7 protein-coding genes are annotated in these 9,052 nt (G+C 33.9%); all 7 read right to left on the bottom strand.

Translation table 11 applies throughout. The annotated features are described in order from the left end of the window. Window positions 1-404: 404 nt before the first annotated feature. Entirely contained in the window at window positions 405-1,016 is a 612-nt protein-coding gene (locus H0V01_02925; GenBank protein MBA2582323.1) for a hypothetical protein, read from the bottom strand. Continuing rightward, window positions 1,013-3,208: a S8 family serine peptidase gene (locus H0V01_02920; protein MBA2582322.1), complete on the bottom strand. Its 2,196-nt coding sequence runs from the start codon at window positions 3,206-3,208 to the stop codon at window positions 1,013-1,015. Before H0V01_02920 ends, H0V01_02925 begins: the two co-directional genes overlap by 4 nt. Before the next feature lie 867 nt (window positions 3,209-4,075). Next, entirely contained in the window at window positions 4,076-4,435 is a 360-nt protein-coding gene (locus tag H0V01_02915; protein MBA2582321.1) for a hypothetical protein, read from the bottom strand. A gap of 1 nt (window position 4,436) precedes the next feature. Next, on the bottom strand, window positions 4,437-7,043 hold the full coding sequence (locus H0V01_02910; GenBank protein ID MBA2582320.1) for a S8 family serine peptidase: 2,607 nt from the start codon (window positions 7,041-7,043) through the stop codon (window positions 4,437-4,439). A 160-nt stretch (window positions 7,044-7,203) separates the two neighbouring features. After that, on the bottom strand, window positions 7,204-7,644 hold the full coding sequence (locus tag H0V01_02905; protein MBA2582319.1) for a hypothetical protein: 441 nt from the start codon (window positions 7,642-7,644) through the stop codon (window positions 7,204-7,206). 206 nt (window positions 7,645-7,850) lie between these two features. Continuing rightward, window positions 7,851-8,366, bottom strand: a complete 516-nt coding sequence (locus H0V01_02900; GenBank protein MBA2582318.1) for a hypothetical protein — start codon at window positions 8,364-8,366, stop codon at window positions 7,851-7,853. A gap of 60 nt (window positions 8,367-8,426) precedes the next feature. Continuing rightward, window positions 8,427-9,052 (bottom strand): hypothetical protein (locus H0V01_02895; protein MBA2582317.1); only part of this gene is annotated, 626 nt, incomplete at its 5' end.

Here is a 9,052-nt window from a genome sequence, read left to right as displayed (position 1 = left end):
ATGCAATGTTATCGCTTGGCATTTCTCACTTCATAGAAAGTCACGATTATTTGCAAACAGCACAACGTCAATGAATGATGACAATTGCAGCGTGCGGTTGGGTGTTTCACTTTTTTTAAAAGGGGGGAGAAAAAAACAAACTTCTTCTACTTTTGTGGGAAAGACAGAAGCTTATTTACAATTTTTGGATTGTGAGATGGGTTTTAGAGGGAATTGTAAATGTGCTTATGGCTGTGTGAAAGGGAATAAGCAGCTTGCCTTCATTTCCTATTCCTGTATAGCTATTGTATTTATTTTATGTTCCATAGCAGTTATAATTTGTCTGGGCAAAAATTCCATTTGAAATAAGGACAAATAATATTAATGTTCTAATTGTCAATATTGTAAGTGATAGATGCTGGCGTTTATTCTTTTTGTCTGTTAAAGTGATAAGTTAAACCCATTTGAAAAGTAATATTAATTAAATTATTACCATATTCGGGGATTGTACCACTAGGGTCAGGATTTTCGTCTATTTTTCTGGAAATATTAATTAGATAGGCCGGAGTTACAAAGAAGTCAATATTTAATGGAAATTTTAATACATTTTTTATTTGTAGATTGACAATTGTTTCAAGTCCAATTGACTTGGAGTAATAATTAAGCAACCATCTTGATACAACACCTTGGTGAGTTGCAAAAACAGAATTATAACTCAACATAGGCCCAACTTTAAAATCAAATTTCTCTTTCAAAGGCATAATATATAGTGGAGCTATGGAAAATTTATGTTTTTTATAATTCATTAGCAAATCTTTACTAAAGATTTCATTTCTTTTTGTAAAATAATCATAGGAAACAAATAGATTAAATTTTTCAGAAAAGGAATTGAAAGTAAAATATGTTCCTATGCCTAAACCATTATTTAATTGTTCTCGATTAGCAAACTCAATTCCGCCACGAAATCCAATACCTTGACCAAAGCAAGCGGTTGTAAAAAGAAATAAGTAAAAAATAATATATTTAAAAACTCTCATTTCGTAAGGATTAATTTTAAAGCATTTGAGCCTTCATCTGTAGTAATATTATAAAAATATAAACCGGGAGTTAAATTTTTCCCATCATATTCAAAAGTATGATTTCCTGCTTCATATAGCTTGTTATAGATAATGTCAGCTACTTTGCTGCCTTTTGCGTCAGTTAATTGTAAGGTAACTCTGCTAGATTTTTCCAAGGTAAAAGCAATGTTTACATTACCTATTGAAGGATTTGGAAAAACATTAAATGTTTGTCTTAAATACTTCTGTTCAATAATAGTACTTGTAGTTTGTTCGCTTGTTTCAGAAGTTGAATATTTTGTCAGGTCAATTTTGGCTAAATCAGGATTTGTTGTTGAATCAGTTGAAGCAATTCTGCCTCCCTCTATACAAGTAATTAATTTTGTTACTGACATTACACTAATTCCTCTGTTATCAGTTACTTCTACTTTTACATAAAAACTCTCATTTGAAAGAAATTCAATATTTGGATTGTTATAATTATGTGTTAACCAGTTGTTGCTTGTAATTACACGACTGTACCAAACATAACTATAGGGAATTTTACCACCACTTGCTATTGCATTACAAGTAATCGGGGAGTTACCACTGGCACAATAAGCATATTCAGGGGCTAATAAATCAACAGTAAGAGGTTCATATGGAATTGCACAACCGAAAGTTGCTTCATCAATAAAAGCACGAATAGTTTTCCCGGGTTCAGGTTTCAAATGTGTCCCTGGCAGGAAAGTAATTGACTGCCCGGCACGAAATGTGACATTATGGTTTTCAACAGAATAATTTTCAACTACAATGGAGTTTATAGCGTCATATTGTTTGGAAGCTGCTTCTGTTCCCGTTACATATAAACTTAAATCATATTGTTCAAACATCTTTATTATACTTCTATAAACATTCAGTCTTCCATAGCCGATTTTAAGAAGTAAATACCAAACAGGGTCAGAGTTATTCAGCAAGAATTGTTTAATTGATAAAGCAACCCCTGCAGGATTATTCCGATAATCTAAAATCATTTTTTCACAGGCGGCAGCATACATTAAAGCAACTGCGCCCGCAACGTGAGGGGCTGCCATTGAAGTGCCTGTAAGATTACCATAATTATTATTTGGCAGTGTGGAAATAATACCAGTTCCAGGTGCAGCAAGGTCAATAGAATTTTTACCCCAAGCAGCATTATTATGAAGGTCATCATTTTGGTCTGTATTAGTAACTGAAATTAAAAAGTTACTGCTACACGTTGTAGGAACATCGCCTTTCTCATCTACATCCCAATTTCCATTTGCTGTAGCTGCAATATTTAAAATACCTACTTGTCCTAAATCATCATAAATAGAACACCAAAGGGGATAATCTGCAGCGTCTGCTTTATCAACGCCAAAAGAACCGTTTGTTACAACAATAAAAGCACCTTGTGCGCCATTAGTTTGATTATAGAGTGTTCTCATTTCAAGAGCATAACCTAATGCTTCAATGACCACAGATTCTGTACCTGAAGAACCCATAATAGGCATTATTTCAATATTCCAGTTAACACCGCTGATTCCGATTCCATTGTTGCCCCGTGCCCCTGCAATTCCTGCTACGTGCGTTCCGTGATTATCTATTATTATATTTCCATTGCTGTTATAAGCATTCCAGCCATTGAAATCATCAATATAACCATTATTGTCATCATCAATTCCATTGTTAGGTATTTCGTTAGTATTTTGCCAATAACCTATATCTGGGTGAGTTAGGTCAAAACCTCCGTCAATTACAGCTATTACTATGCGTTCATTTGTTACTGTTGTTCCACCTGTTACAATGTCCCAAGCCTGCGGTGCTTTAATTTTTGTTAGCCCCCATTGGTTAGAGAAGTTTGGGTCGTTTGGATTGTTAGCTCTTTGTTGAACGAATCTATTGGGCTGAACATAAATAGCATTAGAATTTTTTTTAACTCTATTAATTACTGTGTCAATTGGTATTTGTGTTGGAAACGAAAAAAGCCAAATATTCATTCTTTTTGACAGTTCCTTTGTTGGTGTTATATTAACTGTTTGTATTTGTTGAGCAAATTGTTGGACGGAAATTTCTTTATCAATTCTAACAATTATTTCTCCTGGAACATAATTTTGTGCAAAGACTGTTATGTTGATTAGCATAACAAATATTAAAGAACTTATTTTTCTCATTTCAAAAATTATTTTGGTTCAAATATATTGATTTTTATTCTTTTTGTCAGTTTTTTTATACGCTTGCATCCAACGTTATTTGCTTATATGCTGGTGGCGATTACAGCACCGAACCAATAACCGCGAGCAGCAAAGTTCATAGAAATTCAAGGCTTTGCAATAGAGTACCTAGACCGCCACTGGCTGATATGCAATGTTATGTTATGTAAAGGCCTTACCCACTTTTCTAAATGACTACGATTACTTTTAAACAGCAGTGCAACACAAATGAATAGCAACAGGTGCAAATGTGTGTGAGATAGTTGAAATTTTTTGTGTGTGGAGGAAGAGAAAAAAAAGACCCGTTTTTTTTCTTGCGCATCTGGGAGGAAAAAAAATTGAAGCGAGTGCGCAAGGGTGCCACAAATGATCCGAATTGCAGTAAAATTTCTAGAACGAAAAAGGCCAAAGGGCCACCAATCCTTTCTGTCCTGAGATGCCAAATAAGGCTTTTATATAACTATTACATATATGAACAAATATAATGTTTATTAGCATTTCTCCTTTAATAAATGTGTTATATAAATAGTAAAAATAAAAAGCAGAAACGTGTGGGTAGGCGAAATTGGAAAGAGGCAAATGTCTATTTTACCTTTTATTTTTTTAAACGTTGCTGTTACTTCTGTTCCTTCAGCAAATGATGAAACTTTTTCAAGATTACATACATGATAGTCTTTCCCGTTAAAGCGGTCCCAGTACAATCTCTTACAATGGTCATGGATTCATTTTTTACTTTTTTACAGGCAAATAAAGTCAGTCAGTAGAGTAAGTACTGTTGCGATACAAATTATCTTCATTAGGGAGAAGGTTATTTATGCGGTATGTAACTTATTCTTTTTTAAATATGGTTTCACTCGTATTAACACCAATAAATAAACCCCAAATTGTTAGCTCTTTCTTTTTTTTATTAATTAAAATTTTATGGTTACTTTCTCCCGCCGCAGGATTGTTTTTCAATCTTAAATAAATAACTTCTTGTTTTTTATCCAGACGGTAGGATAATGTATCGACACTTGATGGTTTGAAAAAATACATAGTTTCATCTTCAAAAATTAATTTGTGTTTGAATGAATTACTGGTCTGTTCAATCCAGTTTCCTGTTAAGTCATCAATTTCAGGGAATTTTTCTTTTTTGCATGAAGCAAAAATAAATAATGACGTTACTATTATAAAAATTATCTTTTTCATTTTAGTTGATTTTTATAATTTTTTGAGTGGTTGATTTATTGTCAATATTAATTTTAAGGAGATATGTTCCAGCCGGAAGATTAATACCATTAAAATCAATCGTATAAATTCCCTGTTCGTGTTTTGACTTGTTTTTTAGCTGAATCAGTTCTTGACCATTTAAAGAGCAAACTGATATAGTTACATTTTCAGAGGATGCAATTGTATATTCAATAGTCAATTTATCACTGAAAGGAACGGGATAAATGTTTGGTTGAAGTTTTCTGATGTTATTTAACTCTTCTGTTTTTTGAAAAGTAGTTTCATAATCTTCAATATAATTTGTTTCAATTTTTTGAGCGGTTGTTTCAGGCTGTTCCCCATTTGATTGAGAAGCTACTTTGCCTTGTGGATATTGAGTACAGGTAAAGAAGGGGTCAACATACGCATGAAAGTAACCATTAGGTCCGGGACTAATAACTGTTCCCGGTCCGAGAGTAATACTATTGCCTGCATGTAAAGTAACATTGGCATCACCTGTAACCACATAATCTCCATAAGCAACAGCCGTTGTAACATTGCTTCCTGCTACAATTTGCCCCATTGCGTTATGAGTTTGCGAACCTGAGCTAACTGTTTGATTTTGCAGGTAAATGTCCTGCTGCATTGAACTTAGGACAGAGTAATTAAACTTGATATTAGAAGGACTTGTTGGAACCCAAACTACATTTTGACCAAGTATATTATTTGTAGCATATACATAAGTTTTGAGGGTTGCGGATGTTGTGGATAAGTTATAAGCATCCATCCAATAATTGCCGTCATTAGGACTTGCTGCTGACAGTCCATTTGAAGTCCCTATAATAATTGGAGCTTGCGTGTATGGAAAAGTTATATTTTTAATTACTTCATGCCTCTGAACGGAATAAGTAGCAGCAGCTACACCTGAACAGCCTGTGTACATAACCATTTGGTAATTGCTCGTAGCAGAATTGTCAGTAGGACTGCCTACATTGGTAAAATTATTAATCCCACTGCTGAAAGCATATTGGACTGCTTTAAATGCGTTAATTCTGCCATGTCCCATTTGGTTGTTCCATGTCCCATTAGGGTTTGAGCTATTGGAATCATAGCAATACCCACCAGCTTTATCGCAACTTAGTTCTAAAATTTGTTTGACCTGTATTCCTGTTAAACATCTGTTAACAGATAAAATTAATGCTGCAACTCCCGCAGCATGAGGACAGGCTGCCGATGTTCCGTCAAATGATGTGGTATAGTCATCGGCTGAATAACCTGCTGAACCTATTATATCGGTTGAATAAATATTTTTATCTCCGCCTGGGGCAACAATGTCTAATTCGCTTCCATAGTTGGAATAACTCGCTCTGCCATCTTGGTTAGAGGAAGCTCCAACTGAAATTACATTCGATAAATTTGCAGGATAACTAACCGAAGAATTAGCATTTCCCGATGAAAATAACACAACACTTCCTAATCCTCCTCTGCCTTGCGATACAGCATTGTTAATCGCATTGGTTATAACTGTTGAAGGAGAACCGCCTCCCCATGAGTTACTAATTACATCAGCATTTCCAAATGAAGGATTCCAAGACCATTCAAGACCGTCAGCTAATGCCTGAGTAATAAGATCCCCATTTACACTGGTATTTACAGGAAGAATTCTGCAATTTGGAGCAACTCCGGTAACTCCAATCCCATTATCTTTTACTGCGGCAATAATTCCCGCACAAGCTGTTCCATGAAAATCTGCTGTTTGTGGGTCACTACCCGTCATATTAAATGGGCCTCCATTTGTACCATTACCAGTTGCATCAAAACCCTGCAAAAGATTAGGTAATAAGTCTGGGTGTGTTAGTTGTACTCCTTGGTCAACCACTGCAATGAGAACTTCAGGACGACCTTGACTGATACTCCATGCTTGTTCTATATTTATATCTGCCCCAGCGTTTCCTCCATTTTGTCCTGTGTTTTTTAAAGTCCATTGATTGCTGAATAATGGGTCATTTGAATGAAAAATATTTTCTCTGAAAAAATCAGGCTCCGCAAATTCAAATAATCCTGTTTCATAAAATAAATTGGCTAGTTGTAAAGAATTTAAACTTGATGATTTTGAAACGGAGATTAAAAATTGATTTTGGACAAATTCATTTTCTTTAATTATTGTACATCCTTTTTCTTTTACCAAGTTCTGTAATTGTTCAAAAGAACTTTCAGTTTTTATTTTTAAAATAAATTCATCAGTTAACCCTTGTAGTTTTCCGTCCTTATACTCCAACATCGGTAAAGCAGAAGCTACATCAGGACTATTTTTATATTTAGTAAGTGCAATTGCAGGAAGTGCATTTTTGCTTTTCGTTTCCAAAACAATAAATGGCCCAATGGTTTCTTTTGTTTTTTCCTTGGAAGAAATTTGAACAACACCGTCTGTCTGAATAAGATTCAAAAGTCTTGTTTTATTTGCTTCTTTTGAAAGTTTAACCAATATTTTGTCTGGTCTTTCTTTTAAGAAAATTTTTTCTCCCTGATAATAGTAAAAGGGCTGATTTTGTCCCGATACATTGTGTGCAAGCAGGAAAATTGAGATAATAAGGATTAAGTTTTTCATTTGGGCCAAATTTACGGTTTTATTATTTAAGGCACATTTTAACTTATACTACCGGAATGATTGCAACTCACAGGAGTTTCATTTTCAGATACTTGTGGTTTGCTTTGAAAAAAGCAAAAAATAAAAATGAAGAAAAAAAAGTATATTTTCGTTTTCATAATTACTTTATTTTAAATGTTACCTTATAGTCAGAAGAAATTTTTGGAACAATTATCCAATTCATACTTTCGTCTTGTTTCTTGCACAAGCCCTTTTCTTTTAAAGTAATCACATAAAGAGATTCTTTGTCTTTTTCATTTATATAAAGTTGTCTTTTAAATTCAATAGTACAACCTGTTCCGCTTGTATATTTTCCAAGCAAAGTTTTTTGTGAAAAATCAATTTGTAACGGAGTACAGTTATTGGTATCTAGCATTGAATAATATGAAATGCTATCACTAATTATATGTTGCTGTTCTGTTATAGAAGAACAAGGAACTTTCACTTCCTGAATATTTTTCACTTCATTATAATTCCATTTACTACAACTTGTATAAAAAAGGAGCATAACTAGGGTCAACACACTTGCTATCATTCTTATGGTATTTATATTGTTTCTCATTTTTCAAAATTAAGAATGTACCCGCTTCCAGTTTCGCTATTAAATTGCGGTGATTGTCCATTCCATACATTTCTTAGGAAGTCAATATGAGCATAAAACAAAACAGTCGAAAATACTTAAAATATCAGTTTTGTTTTTCTCATTATTCTTTTTTGAATTAAAAATTAAACTTGATCCTCGCTAATTAAGTTAGTTACTATTATATTTTACTTAATATTTTTCAGCAAATCAATTTCCTTCAACAACTTATTAAATTCTGCTTTTAGTGCATCTAATTCTTTTTGTTGAATGTTTATTTTTTCTTCCTGGTTATGCAGATAAAGTTCATGTTCTTCAACGTTTTGTAATATTCCAGTTATTGCCTGCCCTAAATTGGCTCCTTCTTCAATTATCTCTTTTTCAGATTTTACGTTTGGAAGATGACCGTATTTATTTATAAACAATTGTCTTTCATGGATAGTCATAAGTTTATACTCCGGTTTAAAAACAAAATCGCACCAAGCTGTATTGACAATTACTTCACATGCTCTCATAGTCCCGGCAACATCTAATTTGTAATATGGATTATTTGTCCCAATGCCAACATTTCCACCCATTAATTTTATTTTGTCTATATCATAAATGGTTGTACCTGCCCCAAATTCACCTTTTATGTAATGATTCGCATCTCCAAAGCGTATTTCGGCATAATCTCCAATAGAACTCCACTTACCTGGTTCCAAAAATAATAATGTGTTAGTAGAGGATGTTCCCTTTAGATGTAACAGTGTCTCTGGTATTGTTCAAACACCAACATTGCCTTCAAAATATCCATTACCTCTTACATCTAGCATTTCTAAAGGAGTAGGTGTTCCTATTCCAACGCGACCATTTCTTTTTACACTAAAAACTACCCCTTTACCAGTTTTCCTAAGTCTTAAAAGGTCATAATTTAGTTCAGCAGCCTGAGTTATTTCTAATGAGGCAGCAGGATCGGTAGAAGAAAATAAACTAGCTCTGCCATCCTGGGTTATAAATAAACTTGGTCTATCTGTATCATGCCTAATTAAAAAATAGCTATTTCCCGTGCCTGCGCTTACACCAATTTTCCACAAATTCTTCGCAATTAAATTACCAAATTGATCTTCCAACTGGTCTTCAAGAGCTATGTATGTAGTTTTGTCCTCCTCCGGGGCAGGACAACCATTACATATTATATGTTCAGTTATTCCTTTTACATGTAGTTTTTCTATTGGGTTAGTAGTTCCTATTCCAACTTTAGAGGGACATGCTTCAAAAAGATACATTTTATATGGTGCATTCACCCACTTAGGTTTATTGAAAGTTGGAGAACAATCAGGAACAGCTTGGCCAGATTCAGGCTCTTTATAAAGCAGTTCTTGCAATGCCTGTAACCCTCCCTGCATTG

The sequence above is a fragment of the Bacteroidota bacterium genome (assembly GCA_013696965.1).
Taxonomy (GTDB): domain Bacteria; phylum Bacteroidota; class Bacteroidia; order JACCXN01; family JACCXN01; genus JACCXN01.
The sequence above is the reverse complement of the archived record's forward strand: the minus strand, read 5'-3'. Positions and strand labels throughout refer to the sequence as shown.